General features: G+C 37.0%; 15 protein-coding genes. 5 read left to right on the forward strand and 10 right to left on the reverse strand.

What is annotated here, in order from left to right:
- Positions 1-81: 81 nt before the first annotated feature.
- The 3 genes from AMET_RS15050 to AMET_RS15060 all read right to left on the reverse strand — a co-directional run bounded on the left by AMET_RS15050 (position 82) and on the right by AMET_RS15060 (position 2,522).
- Positions 82-390, reverse strand: a complete 309-nt coding sequence (locus tag AMET_RS15050) for a hypothetical protein (RefSeq protein WP_012064165.1) — start codon at positions 388-390, stop codon at positions 82-84.
- 91 nt (positions 391-481) lie between these two features.
- Positions 482-1,219: an MBL fold metallo-hydrolase gene (locus tag AMET_RS15055; RefSeq protein WP_012064166.1), complete on the reverse strand. Its 738-nt coding sequence runs from the start codon at positions 1,217-1,219 to the stop codon at positions 482-484.
- Between the two features lie 37 nt (positions 1,220-1,256).
- Complete coding sequence (locus AMET_RS15060) at positions 1,257-2,522, reverse strand: tetratricopeptide repeat protein (protein WP_012064167.1); 1,266 nt, start codon at positions 2,520-2,522, stop codon at positions 1,257-1,259.
- Positions 2,523-2,763: 241 nt separating this feature from the next.
- Between AMET_RS15060 and AMET_RS15065 the strand changes: the two genes are divergently transcribed.
- The gene (locus AMET_RS15065) at positions 2,764-3,636 is read left to right on the forward strand and encodes a ComEC/Rec2 family competence protein (RefSeq protein ID WP_049765278.1); all 873 of its coding nucleotides are present in this window, start codon (positions 2,764-2,766) and stop codon (positions 3,634-3,636) included.
- Here AMET_RS15065 and AMET_RS15070 read toward each other — a convergent pair.
- Positions 3,618-4,298, reverse strand: a complete 681-nt coding sequence (locus AMET_RS15070; RefSeq protein WP_012064169.1) for a hypothetical protein — start codon at positions 4,296-4,298, stop codon at positions 3,618-3,620. The genes AMET_RS15065 and AMET_RS15070 overlap by 19 nt on opposite strands.
- Positions 4,295-6,541 (reverse strand): Eco57I restriction-modification methylase domain-containing protein, encoded by a 2,247-nt coding sequence (locus AMET_RS15075; protein WP_012064170.1) that lies wholly within the window; start codon positions 6,539-6,541, stop codon positions 4,295-4,297. The genes AMET_RS15070 and AMET_RS15075 overlap by 4 nt, the downstream gene beginning before the upstream one ends.
- A gap of 290 nt (positions 6,542-6,831) precedes the next feature.
- On the opposite strand from AMET_RS15075, the gene AMET_RS15080 reads away from it, so the two are divergent.
- Complete coding sequence (locus AMET_RS15080) at positions 6,832-7,512, forward strand: hypothetical protein (protein ID WP_012064171.1); 681 nt, start codon at positions 6,832-6,834, stop codon at positions 7,510-7,512.
- A gap of 26 nt (positions 7,513-7,538) precedes the next feature.
- Here the strand turns inward: AMET_RS15080 and AMET_RS15085 are convergent, their stop codons facing one another.
- Positions 7,539-8,438: a hypothetical protein gene (locus AMET_RS15085; protein ID WP_041720879.1), complete on the reverse strand. Its 900-nt coding sequence runs from the start codon at positions 8,436-8,438 to the stop codon at positions 7,539-7,541.
- Positions 8,439-8,731: 293 nt separating this feature from the next.
- Here AMET_RS15085 and AMET_RS15090 point away from each other — a divergent pair, with 293 nt between their 5' ends.
- Positions 8,732-9,199, forward strand: coding sequence for a hypothetical protein (locus tag AMET_RS15090; RefSeq protein ID WP_012064173.1), 468 nt, complete (start codon positions 8,732-8,734; stop codon positions 9,197-9,199).
- Positions 9,200-9,292: 93 nt separating this feature from the next.
- Positions 9,293-10,300 carry a hypothetical protein gene (locus AMET_RS15095; protein WP_012064174.1) on the forward strand — a complete coding sequence of 336 codons (1,008 nt, stop codon included), beginning with the start codon at positions 9,293-9,295 and terminating at the stop codon, positions 10,298-10,300.
- Between the two features lie 56 nt (positions 10,301-10,356).
- On the opposite strand, the gene AMET_RS15100 is transcribed toward AMET_RS15095, so the two are convergent.
- The 3 genes from AMET_RS15100 to AMET_RS15110 form a co-directional block, all read right to left on the reverse strand.
- On the reverse strand, positions 10,357-11,142 hold the full coding sequence (locus AMET_RS15100) for an ABC transporter permease (protein WP_012064175.1): 786 nt from the start codon (positions 11,140-11,142) through the stop codon (positions 10,357-10,359).
- 9 nt (positions 11,143-11,151) lie between these two features.
- Positions 11,152-12,057 carry an ABC transporter ATP-binding protein gene (locus tag AMET_RS15105; RefSeq protein WP_012064176.1) on the reverse strand — a complete coding sequence of 302 codons (906 nt, stop codon included), beginning with the start codon at positions 12,055-12,057 and terminating at the stop codon, positions 11,152-11,154.
- Positions 12,058-12,183: 126 nt separating this feature from the next.
- Complete coding sequence (locus AMET_RS15110; RefSeq protein ID WP_012064177.1) at positions 12,184-13,830, reverse strand: amidohydrolase; 1,647 nt, start codon at positions 13,828-13,830, stop codon at positions 12,184-12,186.
- A 158-nt stretch (positions 13,831-13,988) separates the two neighbouring features.
- Here AMET_RS15110 and AMET_RS15115 point away from each other — a divergent pair, with 158 nt between their 5' ends.
- Positions 13,989-14,483 carry a phosphatidylglycerophosphatase A family protein gene (locus tag AMET_RS15115; RefSeq protein WP_041721726.1) on the forward strand — a complete coding sequence of 165 codons (495 nt, stop codon included), beginning with the start codon at positions 13,989-13,991 and terminating at the stop codon, positions 14,481-14,483.
- A 115-nt stretch (positions 14,484-14,598) separates the two neighbouring features.
- Here AMET_RS15115 and AMET_RS15120 read toward each other — a convergent pair whose 3' ends face one another.
- The gene (locus AMET_RS15120; RefSeq protein WP_012064179.1) at positions 14,599-16,188 is read right to left on the reverse strand and encodes a DEAD/DEAH box helicase; all 1,590 of its coding nucleotides are present in this window, start codon (positions 16,186-16,188) and stop codon (positions 14,599-14,601) included.
- Positions 16,189-16,385 lie beyond the last annotated feature (197 nt).

The raw sequence follows: 16,385 nt of genomic DNA on the forward strand, positions 1-16,385 counted from the left end.
GATATCAGTTTCTACAAAAGATCATGATCTCCTCTTAATTTCCGATAAAAAAGAAAGCCCACATGAGGCTTCCTTATTTACTTAATGTTCTCTTTTAGACTCATAATACCTAAGATGATTGGGAATCCCCACTTGAGCAGTGTGATCATTTCCTAAATAATTTAAGTGGGTATGAATATTCACCGTATGGTTGTTACGATCATGTTTAATCTTTATTTCTTCGACTCTGCCGTCATCCTGATGATATGCTAAAAATTGCTGCAAAATTTCCGATGCTGCTTTTTCATTGACGTCCTCGTAAACATTTAAGTATTCTTTCTCCGGTATTTCTAAATGTAGTTTATAACCTTCTTCCATTTTAACTCTTCGCTCAAATATTGCAGATAACAATGGACATCCACCTTTCTACTATTTCATTATTGTGGTTTTATCTATCCTTATTATTTCCCTTTGAGTAAACAGTTCATACAACAATGATTTTTTAAATAAAGTAAGCCTTTCCTTCTTCTGCAAGCTCTAAGATATTGGGAAATACCTCCCTGGCTTCAGCATATAGGTTGTAGGGTCTCGTCTCAGGCCAAAAATGTGTTAATACCACTCTTTTTAAATTCGCATTTAATGCAATTTCTGCTGCCTGCTTTGCTGATAAATGGGGGGTGTTTTCAGTTATGTCTTTTTCTAAGATTCCCCCCTCACATAAGAATAAATCACAATTTTTGGCAAATACTTCTAATTCCGGAAAATATTTTGTGTCTCCAGAGTAAACCAATCGTTTGCCATTCTTTTCAAAGGACATCCCGTAGCATTCAACGGGATGATTGGTTTTCTTGAAATTAATCTTTATTCCTTTAATGTTAACCTCTGTGTCCTCTGCAATCATATGTCGTACAAAGGCATCGTTATATTGAATCCGATCATAATCCTCCTTAGGACTAGATGGTAAATAGATTGGAATGGATTGTTTTACCTTACCTTGCATTTGACCGATGCCAATGGCATATTTCATCACCATTAAATCACTCATATGATCCGGATGAAGATGACTGATGAATATAGCGTCTAATTCATTTATGTCGTGGCAGTGTTGAAAAAACCTAGATAAGACACCATTCCCACAATCGACTAGTATTTTAATCTCTTTATCCTCTAGTAAGTACCCTGAACAGGCACCACCGGCCTTAGGATAAGGACCATAGCAGCCTAATACCGTTAGTTTCATTATCAATCACTCCTTTTTTAAAATTTTCTCTGTTTAGTTAGGAGGAAGATTTGCTTTGGAGCCTATTTAATCTATCTATCATTTCATGAACAGGTTTATAATGTGGAAGCATTCTTCGCGCTTTGTATAAGTGCCATCTGGCCTTTTCTAAGCTTTCAGTTTCTAAATAAATCATTCCCAACTGAAATTGTCCATAGCCATTTTCAGGCGCCTTGCCCACCATCTGATTTGTATAGTACAGGGCCTTTTTGTAATCCGCTTCTTCAAATAAATAGATTTGTGATAATGTGAAAAGTGCATATCCATCCTCTTGGTAGGTTAACACTTTTTTAAAGTATTTAATCGCTTCCTTATATTCTTTCTGCTCATAAAAACAAGCAGCGATTCCATTGTAAACTTCCATTTCAAATTCCTCAATCAGCTTTTCTTTTCCCTTTAATGCTCTTTTATAGCTTTCGATGGCTCCCTTATAATTCTCAAGTTCATACAATACATCCCCCATAAGCTTCCATATAAAAGTATTGTCCGATTGCTTCTCAAGCTTCTTTCTCAAGAAATCAATGGCATATTCGTAGCTTTCTACATTACTCAGAGCAATGACCAGATTACTAATCAAATACTCATTATCTGGATGTTTATCCAAGCCCTTTTGACAACTCTCAATTGCTTCTTCTTCCATGCCATTTATAATGTAAAAACTACTCATATTCAAATAAGGCTCCACATCATGGGGCCGCAAAATGTTTTGCATTTTCAGACATTTAATGGCCTTGCCCATATTTCCCTGTTCTTCAAATGAATATGCCAGCCCTTCCAATAAGCCATGTCTATTGTATTTTTTCAAGAAAAAAGGATTATATTTTAGCAAAATAATCAATCCACTATAAGCAACTTCATACCGCTCATATTTGATATGGGCCTTGATTTCTTGATAAAACAATCTCCATTGGTCTTCTATGGCACCTTTTTTCATAAACTGATACTTTTCCAACCATCCTTTTTCTAGTAACTGTATCCTTAGGGGTTCCTTGGGATAGAACACACGATTGTTTCGTTGTTTTTCATCTACCTGACTGTTCAGTTGGGTATAGAGCATATGGCCATTTGATGTGTCCTGAAATTCAAACTCAATCCAATAACCTGGAATGGTCTTGTAGCTGCTTTTGAACTTCATGTTTTTTATGCCAGAGACAGTTGGCGACACAATGGTTTGTTTGGCAATTGTCACTTTATCTACTTCAAATTGTTTTTTAATAAAGTTAACTCTTTCAGTTTTAGTTGGAAAGAATAAATTTAATTTCATGTTCACGCCTCCTTCAGAAGCACACTTTCTTAATTAAGGTATTTTATGTCTTTTTTATTATACCTTATTTTATGATACGATACTTGATTTGTTAGTGAACTTCTTTTAGTAATCTGAAACATAGGCCAATCATGTGTAGCTTGTCCGTCTATATTAAGCTTTTCTTTTTGGAAAATTTTCTATATGATAGAACTATAGGAAAATCATAGAAACGTAGGGAGTTTACCAAGGGGTGACTGAATTGGAAAAACAATGTAAACGTATTGCAATACTGACCTTAGTTTTATTATTTCTTTACATGCTCATCACATGGGTCATTCCGAAACCAAATGACCTCTTAACAATTCATGTCATCGATGTTGGCCAGGGTGACAGTATCCTGATCACCACTCCTAGTCAGCAATCCATCCTCATTGATGGTGGCGACCCTACTCAAGGCCAGCGGGTTGTTTCCTATTTAAAACGAAAAAAGGTAAAAAAAATAGATGTATTAATTGCCACCCATCCCCATGCGGATCATATTGGAGGATTATCAGCTGTCATGGACTCTTTTGAAATTAATAAGTTGTATCTTCCTCCTGTAACACATACAAGTCAAACCTATGAAAATTTTCTTTTGAAAGCTCAGCAACACCAGCTTCCTATCCAGCCAGTGAAGGATGCTTTTTCCATAACCTTAGAGGACAGTATTACCCTACATTTTATTGGACCCCTTAAGGATTATGGTGATAATCTAAATTTGTGGAGTATCGTCATGAAACTAGACTATGGTAAGATGAGTTTTCTTTTTACTGGGGATATTGAGAAAGAAGCGGAATCCGACCTCATTCGAGAATATAAAAAAAGCTTTCTGGCCTCTCAGTTTTTGAAGGCACCTCATCATGGCAGCAATACATCTAGTACCTCTGGTTTCCTGGATATAGTCAACCCCGATATCGTAGCCATATCGGCGGGACGAAACAATTTGTATGGGCACCCCCACACTGAGGTGCTCCAGCGATTGCAGGAAAGGGCCATTTCTTATTACCGTACTGACCAACAGGGGACCATTGTGATCCAGAGCGATGGTCAGCAGATTTGGTCTCATCAGGAACCCTATTTTTCAAATAAATAATTTTCAAAGACGTCTCGGGTCCACTTTTGACCTAAATACCTTTTTGTCGATGTAAAACCATAGTCCTCACGGTAGAATGTCTCTTTAAACCCTGCTATCCACTGTTGGTACCCTTCTACTTCAGATGCAGGTACTTCCTCTTGCTTGAGCAAGCCCTCATACCATAGAGCAAATAATGCTGTAATTTGTTCATAGGTATGGTCAATTTCTGACATTCGAACGATCCCATTGAAATGATTTTCCATCACATCACCAATTAAAAATTTTTGGGGCTTGAAGGCTCCCAAGAGCTCTTCTGCATACTCCTGATCACGCTTAAATAACGGTTCTAATGCTTCTTTATCCAGGACTTCCTCATCCTTAGGGAAAGCATAATATACCAAGGCAACAGCCCTCCTAGGGGCCATGATCACTTGATAAAAGAAGAGGGGGTAACGCTTTGACTTCTCTGGATATACGATTCCAAAGTCATAATGATAAAGAGACCATCCCCTGACTTCTAGATTGACAAAGCTTTTTATGCTTGGTGCTGTGTATGCTGTCAGTGTGCCTTTTGAAAATAGCTTTGTTTTTCGAGCTACTTCCTCAGGAATCTCAACTTTCTCTAAATAGGCTAGGTTTTCTAAGTAATGGGTTATGGGATAAGATGCAACTGAAATCATGCTTTTTTCCTCCTTCGATCCATCCAGTTTATAATCAACTGTTTTTCAACTATGCTACATCCATATAATTCAAAGATAAGATCATCAAGGGCTGCCTCAATATCCCCAGTATCATTTCCTTGATCTTTTTGAAGATAGATTGATTTTGTCATTCTTTCAATGGCACGAACATCTTCCTTGCTACCATAGTAAATGGGTAGACTCTTTAAGGGGGTTGCGTACAGCTCTAGCATCTCTCCCTTTCTTTTGCCACGATAAAACAACCAATAGAACATCAAGCTGGAGTTTAATATTCCCAATAAATAAAATAAAGAACAGCTTTCATCCTTAGATGTAATGTAATAAATGTCTGCACTGGCATGATAAGGCCCATCCACATAGGCAAAGGTATTCATGGTGGCTCTCTGGGGTGCGATGATTTTTTCCCCTTGAAATATTTGTGGACTTCTTGGCCATTGTAATGCATACCACCTTCTTAATCCCTTCTCCACTTCTCGTCGTCTTTGGAGGAGGGGACGATACCCCATTAAATGCTGGCAAAGCTTTGGATACTTTTCTATTTCAGCTAAATTATCATCCGTTATGTAAAGAATAGAGAGGAATTGATGGAACAAAGGTCTGTATGGTTTCACATGACTATTTTTATAAAAGGGTTGAATGTATTTACTTTTCACTTCTTCTTCAAGCCGAAGGGCTTCAATTTCCTCCTGTGTTAAAACAAAAATCCCCCCGCCAGCCTGTTCCTCGATACCTAGTTTATGGGCCCATGGCTTTGTCAATCGATCGGCCCCACTGACGATCCCTTGGTTGACATGACAAAGATCCCCAAGGGAATAATTGGCCTTGTTTTCAATTTCCTTTAGGATATGAAGGGCTTCTCCTGTACTCTGAATTAAAATCTGTCCTCTTTGATCATATATTTCCTCTTGGTCAGCTAAACTCAGCTGAGATACACCTTCTATTTTCTTTTTATATAAAAGAGCATCCCTCATAGATGCTTCCTCTATTTTCCGTTGGTTAAAGCTGATTAATACCATAGATTCATGGGTTTTTGATTCCTTCTTCACTAAAAAATTCATATTATGCTGTCCTTTAGCTGAATGAAACAGTGAAAGTTCATTATAGTTGACGATATATTTGAAGGTAAAGTGCCCCCTTAGAAATTCCCTCAGCTTCATTGCCCCATCTGCTGTGACAAAGTAATTGGTTGTAATAAAGCTTAAGAACCCACCGGGCTTTAAGAGCTCATAGCCCTTATAAATGAAAAAGTAAAAATAATCCATATTCCGTTCATAATATTTTTTACCAAAATCAAACAGCTTCATTTCGTGAAAAAGTGCTTTGTTTCCCCTTTCTCCTAAATAAGGTGGATTGCCAATGACAATATCAAAACTCGCCTCTGGCAGGTCTAAACGAAGTGCATCCCCTTCGGTGATTTGCAAGGTAGTCAGCTTTTGTGATGAACCACAATGAGACTTACCCAATTCCATAAGCAGTAATAATCGGCAGAGGGTCACCGTATCCTGTTGAATTTCCACACCATAAATTTGTTTTTGTAAAATTTGCTTCTTTAAAGTATAGGCATCTCTTTTCTCTTGTCGTCTCTTATATAATATGCTTTTTAATTGATAGAGAGTCTCTAGGGCTTGTCTCAAAAAAACACCACCGCCACAGGCAATGTCAATGACTTTGATTTGGTCTAAGCTGTCTAATAAAACTTGCGCTTCTTCATCAGCCAAAGGACAACTTTCATTAATGATCATTTCCCTTAGGATCTGGTCCAGCTTCAGCTGGGGGTGCTCCTTTTTTAAGTAAGCACAGATCGCTTCTAAGACCATATGCTGGACAATGACTTCAGGTGTATAATAGGTTCCCGTATCTTCTCTGATGGGCTCCTTCACAGACTCCTCATATATAATTTCTAGCGCTTTCAAGGACAGCCCTTTCTTTTCATTATTTCCATCCATTTTTTCATGGATATAGTTCTCTAAAATACTGGATTGTAGCTTGTCATACAACAACTGTGGAATTGCCTCATAAACAGCCTCATAGCAGGAAAACTCTGATATCCCTCCTAGGGCCTCTAGAAACATAGACCTACTCTCATCTCTTTGAGTGATTGAAGCATCGTCATAAAGGTATATATTAAAGTATATCCAAAGAATAATCTGATTTGCATCTAAGGGGTGAATCAATTGTATTTCATCAATCATCTGGTTACAGACCTTTATAAAGTTTTTCATTTGGATCCTTCCCTTCCACTTCTGGTCTCATTATAACAAATACCCAGGAAAAAACACAATTTCCCTTCAAAAAGACTAAAAAAACAGATGAAGTCGTTAGACTCCATCTGCCTCTATCATAATAGGGCATTACTATGATAGATTAATCAAGATGTGTGTTGGTATCTTACTATTCTATTTTCGACAAATGTCGATGTATTCCTTCTATCATTTTTAAAAAAATTCATTTTTTTTTTACTTTTAGCCGATATGATGAGTAAGACAACTAAGTTAAGCAAGGAGGTAGTAAAATGTCAAAATCCCGGGTTTCTTCTGTTAATAAAGATAGAATTCATAACATGTATGTAGATCGTCTAACAACCACCAGCCGGGCATCTACCATTGATCGCATCACCCCCATTAAGCCGGCACATAACGAAACTTCCACTACCAGTGATAATTTTTTACTTTACACAGGTGTGTTTTATGAGCGTTTTAAAGACCTAGCCAATCAATATAGAAAGTTCTACGACCAGCAGCAAGCCCTTGAAGATATTTTAAAACGTTTCTCAGAGGCTGAAGCCCATGAAGAACTGCCTGAATTTGATGAATTAACTCAGCTCGTTCATGATTTAGTGGAAAAATATAATGGTGCTTATGAAAGCTTGTTAGCCTTTGAACCTAAGCTTGGCATCTCTTATAGCCCGTTGATTGTTGGCGTATTAACAGATCACCAACTGGCCCTCTCACGTATTGGGGTCACAATTTTATCCGATCATATGCTTTCCTTTAATCCATCTATTCTCCAGAACAACCTGAGCTTTAATAGTGACTATATTTTATTTTTGTTTGATCATAAGAACGGTCTGATCAAAACACTTTTTACTATTTTCAAAAATATTAAAGTTCAAAGTATTCCTCATGCGACTTCCTATAATAGCACTTCAGATCCCAGTGTCCCTGCTGGCATGCTACTAGACCAACGAACTTAGGTTAATTAAGCTCTTTTAACCTGTGATTACAACAAATCATCTATAGACAGTATTTCGTCTTTAACATGTTGAAGATGGGGCTTAGCCAAGTCTTCTAATAGACTTTTAATATGATTTCTAGCCTCTTCACTATTACATTCGACTTCCATGTGATTTCCCTTTACAATGATCTCTGCCAGTGCCTCTCCTTCTCCTACAATTGAAAAGATTTGCTCAGCACTATCGTCATCTTCCAATTGAACAAAGGAGCTTTCTCTAAACAGTTTTTGAACCAGCTTGACATCCAATATGATGTAGATACTTTGATACAGGTCGAGGCCTTCCTTGGTTTCTCCATAGTTAGCCATTTTATCTACCTTTCCAATCACTTCAGGAAGATAGCTTTTTAGGAATAAATCATAGGTTAGGTACGGCTTAGACTTCTTGGCTAATTCAAATACCTCTAAAATTTCTCCTACTAATATATTTTTATATTGATAAGGTAATGCAAAAACACGGTTATTCAAAAACTGTGGTTTTCCTTCTCCGTGCACTACTCTAGCAACAACCAAGGCGTATAACGCTACATTTTCTTGGAACCATTTCTTATCCATATTAAAGTCTTCATAAGTGAAGATATTTTTTAGAGTCACTTCATCATCATTCATTTGGGTCACTTCATAAAGCCCTAAAAACGAGGTCAATCCATTTTGGATATATTTTTGTTCTTCTTCGGTTAGTTTTTCTCTATGAGAGGTCAAATAACCACGGGCATAGGCCCCCCCAGCTCCCCACTGATAATCATAAACCAACCAATCAACAAACTGATCCCGGTTCTCTACTACCGTTCCTAAAAATCGATTCTCAACTATTTTTATTTTGGATTCCTCTATTTCTTCATACATATCTACAACTATCTGATCTGTCAGATATTCATATTCTATCATTTTATTTCCTCCTTCTCCTATTACTTCTTTAGCTATCATATTATAGGGCAAATATCCTGTCAACGCCAAGGCTATCTGAAATTTTTATTTTTTATTGTATTATAATCTTGTAAAAAGGCCAAATAACATGTATGATAATACATGTTGAAATTGTTTATATTCGATGTATTGCTGAAATCCCTATTTTCTTAAACAGGAGCATAATCACTATATTTTCGAAATAAATCCCACTAAAGTTCAGTGAATGTCACAATTTCATCTGAATTAGGTCTCATTTTATAAGGAGGGGTACTTTGTCAAAAGTCATCTCATTAGACGAATATGTTAAGCAGAAAAAGAAAAAAAAGCAATTCTCCCAGGATGCTGCCCGTCCCCTTTGGTTTACTGAAATCAATGATGGTATAAAGGGTCTTGCATTAAAAGATAAAGATGTTATTTTAGAAAATGTACGATACACTTATCATGATGAATACATTTATTTTGTGAATGTGAGTCGTCTCACACTAGAGGAATACACTTTTCTTACCTATATCAAGGAACACATTGACTTAGAAGAACCTTTTGAAGTAACCCACGGTGTTGAATTCTCCAAAGGCTATGATCTAAACGGTTTAACTAGAAATGATTGGGAAAATATTGCCGATATCATTGTTCGTACAAGCTTATCAGCTACTGTAGATCCCTTTGGCCTAACACTGGAGCCAAATGACATCGCAGATCAATATGAATGGGATACTGTATTGGTTGACTCAACCTATTAACCAAGGAAGCTCATTAAAAATTTGGAAACCCTAAGTTTACCTTAGGGTTTTTTTACTGCCCTTTACTGCATATACATGATATGAGGTGATTCTATGGGAAAAATATTTATTGCGATTTTGATTCTGAGTATCATTGTTGTTGCTTCTTGGACTTTTGGGTTCTTCATTACGCCCCCTGCTTCTATCCCTACCTTCCATTCCAATACAATTACCCCAAATGATATTTCACAGGAATGGTTAGATCTATATTATGGCGATGACCCTGAGGTGAAACGTTTAAATCAAATCAAAATTATTGAGCAAGTGCTCATAGACCTACAGTATGATAAGTGGATAGAATTTAAGGATTATATCCAAATAGACATCTATACTGCAGCCGTACTCCCCCAAGAAATAGAGCAAGTGATTATTGCCCTTACTCTATCCAAGGATAGGGGCATCGTTGCCATCTATAGTGCTTCTAATAATGGCTACACCCTCCACAGCGCCATCACTAACCTAGCACCAGTTACGGATATTCAGTTTATAGAGAATCCTAGTGATGGCCTTCATATGATGGTGGTGGAACAGCTCTTAGAGGAGCAATTCGGATCATTTTTTCAAGAAAAATTCATCCATGTTTACCTTCATGACTCCCATGAGTTTAAAAATGTCTGGCAAAAAACATTATATTATGATGAAATTTATAAGCAGGAGTGGCTTGATCCCGCTGCCCCTGATGATTTATGGTATCGAGCCATTGAAGAAACCATTATCGATTATGTCACAATTGATACCTTACGGATCAATATTTCCACTACATTAAAAAAGTATACAACACATTCTCAGGATTTTCCCCCAAAGGATCAATTTCAGTTAGAGGACAGTGATTCCTTTACACGTTCTTACTATTGGAGTGCTGATTATAACACCTTTATCCTAGGTGAATTTACCCAAGAAGTCTTCCTCTCCGATATCGCCTTCCTGGAGGATATGGAGAACAGTCGAGAGCAGCTACTGGGTATCAGTAATGCTTATTTTAAAGTCATGAGTCACAAGGGAGAGATTCTCTATCTTCCTAAAAGTAAGTTCAGCAAGATGTTCCTTCCATCACTAGAGTAGGGAGGGGTTTCCCCCTCCCCTATGGCACCTCATCTTCTTTTATCGGGATTTTAGAATCAATCTATTTTAATTCCTAAGCCTTTTTTAAATATATAAACTGCAGTTAAGAAAAATCCAATGAGAAACATGCCGGCGGTCACCGCTTGCAGAAATAGGTTTCCCTCATGAGCGCCGATGTAGGTGTATCTAGTAATATTCACAAGTGGATATATAGGGTTTATGAATCTAATGTTTGATAAAACCCCAGGTAATTTTGTTATTTCAAAGAATACACCACCTACGTAGGTCAGTGGTGTAATAATCAACGCCAACACGAAATTCATTTTCTCAAAACTATCTAACAAAAGACCTGATATTAATCCAATGGACGCAAAAATAAATGATGTTATGGCAAGAGATATAAAGAAGAACACAGGTTGCTGTATTGTAAATCCAACAAAAAAAGCTGTGGCTACATAAGTCAATGTGCCTACCAACAAACCTCTAAATGTACCTCCAAGGATAAACGCCAAGGATTTTTCTGTATCGGAAATGGGATAACTATTCAAGTCCTGTATGGTGCTCTGAAACTTTTGTACAATAATAGAAAATGCCGGATTTTGGAAGGAAGCCAGAATGGCTCCCATGGTGACTAAACCAGGTACAAGGAAATGAAGATAATTTACCCCATCAATTCCAACCTCTCTCGTTTGCAGCATTCCCCCAAATATTCCTAAATATAGTACATTTGAGAGTAAAGGAGCAAAAATGGTCTGCACAAAAACCTTCATGAATCTATGGATTTCTCTTTGTAGTAAAGTCATGAACCCAGTTTTATTGTAGAATATCAAACTTTTTTTCATAGGATTCTCCTAACGCCTGATTAAATGTAAATATACATCTTCCAGCTTCTGTTTTTTTATATTTAAATCTATAAAATTCATTTCTTTTGCCATTATCATTTCTAATACCTTTGTTAAATCATTTTTAAAAATCTTCAGTACAACATTACTTTCCTCTTTAATTTTGGGACTGTATTCCCTTAAAAAATCAAAATCAGTTATATTTAATTTTGAATCGAATAAAATTTCAACTTCTATTTCATTGGAAAAGTCTTTTAATAGCTTATCTTTTGGTTCATCGGCAATTATAGCCCCATCCTTTATGACAATCACTCTTTTGCATAATTTTTCTGCCTCCTCAATATAATGAGTGGTCAGTACGATTGTCATTCCGTTTTTGTGTAAGCTCTGTAAAAATTCATACATGGTCTGTCTTAATTCTATATCGACACCGGCGGTTGGCTCATCTAAAATAAGAATTTGTGGTTTATGAACAAGGGCTTTTACGATCAACAATCTTCTTTTCATTCCTCCAGAAAGTTCTCTTCCATAAGCCTTTTTCTTATCCTTTAACCCCAAGGACTCCAGTAGAGAATCAATATATTCATTGTTATTTTTTAATCCGAAGTAGCCTGACTGTTTTTTTAAAATTTCATCTACTGTAAAGGCAAAATCATAGGAGATTTCCTGGGGGACAATACCAATCATTTTTTTTGTTTCTAATTCATTTCGTTCTAAATCATAACCTCCTATTTCCACTTCACCATGGGTTTTTTTTACATTTCCCCCAAGAATATTAATTAAACTGGTTTTCCCCGCTCCATTTTGACCTAATAGTGCTGTGAATTCTCCCTTTGTTATGTGTAAATTAATATCTTTTAAAGCTTCATGTTTTGTTTTTACATAGGTTTTTGACAAATTGCTTATTTTTAACATTTATGTCCTCCTTCTTACGTCCTTCATGCCTCTATATTTTAGGGCATTACTACCTATACCCATATATTCGACAATTAATTTAAGCTGATTAGAAATTCTCCCTATTCATCTTCAAAAAAACCGTCGCTACTTCTGACGAGTTTCTTCATGACTGTATACACATTCTCCACCTATATAGGTTGCCTCAACAGTTACACCCTTTATTTCCTGAGGAGGAATAGTTTGAATATCTCGATCTAATACGATAAAGTCTGCTAGATACCCCTCTTGAATTTTTCCTTTACTATTTTCCTCAAATGTTGCATAACTGCTTCCTAGGGTATAGATTCCAATGGCTTCTTCCACTGTTAGTCTTTGCTCCGGATACCATCCAGCTTTAGGCTCCCCGTCAAAGTTTCGTCGGGTAACCGCACTATAAATACCTAAAAACGGATTAAATGGCTCCACGGGAGAATCAGAGCTTCCCGCAACGGGAACCCCGCCCTCTAGCATGGTCTTCCAATTATAGCTTTCCTTGACTCGGTCTCTACCTACACGTCTTTCGACTATTTTCATATCCGTGGGCATAAACCCAGGTTGAATATCTGCAATTACATGAAGCTTAGCCATTTTATCAATGATTGCATGATCCGTGATTTGACAATGAATGATTCTAGAACGGTGATTGATTTCATCCTTTTGAAAAATCCCTTCAACAATGCCTAAAATTTGATTCATGGTACGATCTCCTATTCCATGGATTGCCAGTTGCATCCCTTGGCTTTTTCCATAGCGAAGGATTTCCTCCAGCTGTGCATCTCCATAGACCAGTACCCCTTGGGTCTCCTCATCATCAGAATAAGGCCTCTCTAATGCAGCGGTTCTTGAACCTAGGGATCCGTCGGCTAAAATCTTAATTGGTCCATACTTAAGCCTTTCACTTCCCATTTGACTGTGTATCCCAGTTGTCTTAATAAAACGCTGTAATTTATCCAGGGTCGGTAGTAGCATTTGTAGATTCATTCTAACCTTAAGTGCACCACTTTTTTCTAAATTCCCATAGGCTTCCAACACTGTATTTGGACTTTTAACAGCGCCAAAGTCATCACTTTGAATTGATGTCAGTCCCACTTTTACCGCATCCTGGCAGGCATCAAGAATCAAATCCTGTATTTGCATCACATCTTCCGGTCCAGGAATAAAGTCATGGGCATGATATAGGGCACTTTCTCTTACGATTCCCATTGGTTTTTCACTGTTGGGAAGCCTATCGATGTGGCCCCCTTCTGGATTTTCAGTCTCCTGGCTGAATCCCACCATTTCCAAAGCCTTATGATTCATCACACCAATATGGTAGCATGCCCGGGATAAAAGAATCGGGCGCTCTTGGCTAATTTCATCCAAAAATACCGCTGTGGGCAATTGAGGCACTTGGAAATTTTCATGATTCCATCCATGTCCTATAATCCACTCTCCAAAATATTGGTCATCTTCATTTTCAATATATCGATTAATTGCCTGGGCTATTTCCTCTAAGGAACGACAATGGGTTAAGTCTACTTTCTTGTTTGATAAAGCATATCCCAGTAGATGCATGTGACTATCATTTAATCCAGGAATCACACGTTTTCCCCTCAAGTCAACAATCTTTATCTTATCTTTTTGAAAAGCAAGGATTTCCTCATTGCTTCCTGTTTTAATAATGTGCTCACCCTCTACTATAAAGGCTTCACATTCTTTTTGCTCCTGATTCATGGTCATCACTTTACCATTCATAAATATCTGCTTTTTCATTTATGACACCACCTTTGTGCTTTTCTTTTTTTCACTTGTCTCAATTTTACCACATACCTCATTGGATTTGTGCAATATTGTTTATGGATTTTAATTGCTTACACACAGGATTTTTGGGGTATATTATGGATATCATTGCTTTGGAAGGAGTGTATTACATGAAAAAAATTGTCATTGATTTACTTAATGAACGGGGTGTTACCTTAAGGGATATTGGAGAGTTGGTTTATGACCTCCAAATAAAGTATGTTTCCCTTACTTTAGAAGATGCCATCAATAATGTAGAAAAGGTACTAGAGAAGCGCGAGGTTCAAAATGCAATTTTGACAGGAATCGCAGTGGATAAACTGGCTGAACAAAATCTCATTGAAGAGCCTCTTTTGTCTATGATTAAAAATGATGATTCACTATATGGCATTGATGAAATTATGTCCCTCAGTATTACCAATATTTACGGGTCCATTGGTTTTACTAACTTTGGGTACTTAGATAAAGTGAAGCCTGGAATTATCGGTAGGGTTGATGCCCATGCAAAAGGACAAGTCAATACCTTTTTAGACGATTTAATTGCAGGCATCGCTGCTGCTGCCTGCGCTCGTATCGCCCATTCTAAAGCCCACGAAAAGGTCACTGAGGAAGATTTAGACCAGTAGTACTATTGCTTACACCAATTCATACTGGTGAAATTCATTATTTTTCTTCATTAAAAAAACCCCTAAGGCAGGTAGCGTTACTTTTCTATCCTTCCCTGCAGGGGTTTTGTTTTATTTATCTTTTATCATTGGCTCTTTCCATATTAATCTTCTTACCTTTAATACGGTTTTTGTCCATTGCATCAAGTACTTGTTCTTCAAACTGCCCAGGTACTTCCACAAATGTAAACTTATCATACATGTCGATGATTCCTACAACATCACCACTGATGCCTGCTTCTCCAGCTACAGCACCTAATATGTCCTTAGGCTTCACACCATGACTTTTACCAATATTAATAAATAAGCGAACCATATCGGCTTTGTACTCTTTTTCTGTGTCAGAAATGTTCTCAGCCACTTTAAATAATTCTGTGTCACTTTTTTCCGTCAGCATCTTAAAGAGTGCTGCTGCAATATCCATTGAGTTGTGGTCGTCTGAAAGTTTCTCTACAAAGTTTGTATACTCAGTCAATCCACCTTTTTCAATAACAGCATGAATTTGGTCAGCAATAGAATCTTTTTGCTTTTCTACCACATCATTGACAGTTGGAATCTTTCGTCGAACAATTTTCCCTTTGATATAAGATTCTAGGGCTTTCAGTGTTCTCATTTGCTTTCCAGTTGCCAGGGTATAAGCCACACCTTCTTTTCCTGCTCTACCGGTTCTTCCGATTCGATGTACATAGTACTCAAAATCCTCTGGAATATCGTAGTTCATAACCATCTCTACATCGTTAACATCAATTCCCCTGGCCGCAACATCAGTGGCAACAAGTAAATCGATTGTTCGATTTCTAAACTTTTTCATAACACGATCTCTTTGTGTTTGCTTTAAGTCTCCATGGATGGCAGCCGCAGAGTACCCTCTGTTTTGAAGCTTTTCTGTCAATTCATCAACGCTTCTTTTGGTTCTACAGAAGATAATTCCTAAATCGGTTTTATCCATATCTAAAATACGACATAAAGCCTCTACCTTTTCATGTGGTTTTACTTCAAAGTAGTATTGGCTAATTTGTGGTACTGTTAATGCTTTTTGGGCCACCATAATTTTCTCAGGCTGCTTCATATATTTTTGAGCAATTCTTTCGATTTCTCTTGAAATCGTTGCAGAAAACATTGCAGTCTGTCTTTCAGTTGGTGTTTCCTTTAAGATGGCTTCCATATCTTCTTGGAATCCCATGTCCAACATTTGATCTGCTTCATCTAATACAACACCAATGACTTCTCCAAGCTTTAGTGTTTTTCGATTAATATGATCTAATATTCTTCCAGGTGTTCCAACAATAATTTGAACGCCTCTTTTTAACGCCTTAATCTGTGTGCTGATAGGTTGTCCACCATAAATAGCCAGTGTTTTTACGCCTATCACATGATTAGAAAACTTTTGGATCTCATCAGCCACTTGAACTGATAGTTCTCGAGTTGGTGCCATGATCAGTATTTGTACTGCTTTATTTTTAGGGTTTACCCGTTCAATCATTGGTATACCAAAGGCTGCTGTTTTTCCTGTTCCAGTTTGCGCTTGACCAATAATATCTTTTCCCATCTTTAGATGTGGAATCGCCTGTACTTGGATCGGAGTTGGTACTTCAAACCCTAGTTCTTTAAGTGCTTTTAAAATGTCTTTCTTAATATCTAGATCTTCAAAATGCATTGATTTCATTTTATCTCTCCCAGCGTTTATTATTCTTGCATCACAATATTATATCTCTTTTGGTACATAATGTATATAGATTATGTAAATTATTTTTATTATTTCCACTTTTAACTAAGAATCTACATGAAATGATGCATTATTTCCGTTTTTATTGATTGCTTATCTTTTTACCCGCTATTTCTATATCTATCCACATTTTTTTT

This window comes from Alkaliphilus metalliredigens QYMF, from assembly GCF_000016985.1.
GTDB classification, from domain to species: Bacteria; Bacillota; Clostridia; order Peptostreptococcales; family Natronincolaceae; genus Alkaliphilus_A; species Alkaliphilus_A metalliredigens.

Coding starts and splice junctions, on each gene's coding strand:
- AMET_RS15055 (WP_012064166.1), bottom strand. CDS start 1,219: ATGAAACTAACGGTATTAGGCTGCTATGGTCCTTATCCTAAGGCCGGT.
- AMET_RS15060 (WP_012064167.1), bottom strand. CDS start 2,522: ATGAAATTAAATTTATTCTTTCCAACTAAAACTGAAAGAGTTAACTTT.
- AMET_RS15070 (WP_012064169.1), bottom strand. CDS start 4,298: ATGATTTCAGTTGCATCTTATCCCATAACCCATTACTTAGAAAACCTA.
- AMET_RS15075 (WP_012064170.1), bottom strand. CDS start 6,541: ATGAAAAACTTTATAAAGGTCTGTAACCAGATGATTGATGAAATACAA.
- AMET_RS15080 (WP_012064171.1), top strand. CDS start 6,832: ATGTCAAAATCCCGGGTTTCTTCTGTTAATAAAGATAGAATTCATAAC.
- AMET_RS15085 (WP_041720879.1), bottom strand. CDS start 8,438: ATGATAGAATATGAATATCTGACAGATCAGATAGTTGTAGATATGTAT.
- AMET_RS15095 (WP_012064174.1), top strand. CDS start 9,293: ATGGGAAAAATATTTATTGCGATTTTGATTCTGAGTATCATTGTTGTT.
- AMET_RS15100 (WP_012064175.1), bottom strand. CDS start 11,142: ATGAAAAAAAGTTTGATATTCTACAATAAAACTGGGTTCATGACTTTA.
- AMET_RS15105 (WP_012064176.1), bottom strand. CDS start 12,057: ATGTTAAAAATAAGCAATTTGTCAAAAACCTATGTAAAAACAAAACAT.
- AMET_RS15110 (WP_012064177.1), bottom strand. CDS start 13,830: ATGAAAAAGCAGATATTTATGAATGGTAAAGTGATGACCATGAATCAG.
- AMET_RS15115 (WP_041721726.1), top strand. CDS start 13,989: ATGAAAAAAATTGTCATTGATTTACTTAATGAACGGGGTGTTACCTTA.
- AMET_RS15120 (WP_012064179.1), bottom strand. CDS start 16,188: ATGAAATCAATGCATTTTGAAGATCTAGATATTAAGAAAGACATTTTA.